At 39.6% G+C, this 1,162-nt stretch carries 1 protein-coding gene; it reads left to right on the top strand.

From position 1 onward, the window contains the following. Positions 1-29 precede the first annotated feature (29 nt). Positions 30-1,162, top strand: a 1,133-nt coding sequence (locus BLP85_RS14780) for an IS4 family transposase (protein WP_092821128.1), incomplete at its 3' end; no start/stop codon positions are given.

Genomic DNA, 1,162 nt, shown 5'->3' with positions numbered 1-1,162 from the left:
AAACACTTTAACTATAAAGGACTCAGGTTTTGTCACATCAGAATACCGTATTTCATCAATTACTCAAACCTATTTTAAGACAAGATTTTGAACGTCTGGCTAAACTGCACCACTCTGGGCAAAAATTAAGATCAGCCACCCGCTGGGATCAGTTTGTTGCCATATTAATGTCCCAACTTTCTTGTCGGCAAAGCTTAAGAGACATTCAATCCAATCTCGAATCCCAGCAGGAAAAGCTCTATCATCTTGGCGCGAAAAGAATTGCGCGAAGCACCTTAGCAAGACTCAATGAAGAACAGCCCGCCAGCCTGTATCAGCAATTGTTCACACAGCTGCTTCAGCGCTGTGAAAACTCTAAAACTGCACATAAATTTAGATTCAAGAATCCGCTGTATTCACTAGATGCCAGTCATATTGATCTTTCACTGTCATTGTGCGAATGGGCAAAAGTGCATGAATCCAAAGCCAGTATTAAACTAAGTGTTGGCTTAAATCACAGCAATACCATTCCTGAATTTGTAGCGCTTGGGGATGGTATTGAAAATGATATGGTGCAAGGCAGAGCATTTAAATTTCCTGCTGGCAGCATTATCGTCTTTGATAAAGGATATGTTGATTATCAATGGTTTGCTCAGTTGACACATCAGAAAGTCAGCTTCGTAACTCGGCTACGCCCAAAGACAGTTTATCAAGTTAAATCAAGCCGCAACGTATTAGCGACTAAAGGCATTATTGCGGATGAATGTATTGAATTGAGCAGTACGCATGCCAAGAAAAGAGGCGCACCTAAATTATTAAGACGTATAGAGTTTTATGATACAGATAAGAAAAGAACATTCGAATTTCTGAGCAACAATTTTCATCTGGCAGCATCCACCATTGCTGCAATTTATAAAGACCGCTGGAAGATTGAGTTATTCTTTAAAGCCATCAAGCAGAATTTAAAACTGAAGTCATTTCTAGGTCGAAGCCGCAATGCGATACAAACGCAAATATGGATTGCATTAATCGCCTATTTGCTGGTGAACTTCGCTAAACACATGGCACAAGAAGAATGGAGTGTTCAGCGTTTATTGCGAATTATTCAGGTCAATTTATTTGAAAGGAAACTTTTAAGGTCACTCTTTGTGCCTGATAAAAAATGGCGAAAACAAGAAGAACC

Source organism: Acinetobacter kookii (assembly GCF_900096895.1).
In the GTDB taxonomy this organism is placed as follows: Bacteria; Pseudomonadota; Gammaproteobacteria; order Pseudomonadales; family Moraxellaceae; genus Acinetobacter; species Acinetobacter kookii.
This window is presented reverse-complemented; position numbering and strand designations above follow the sequence as displayed.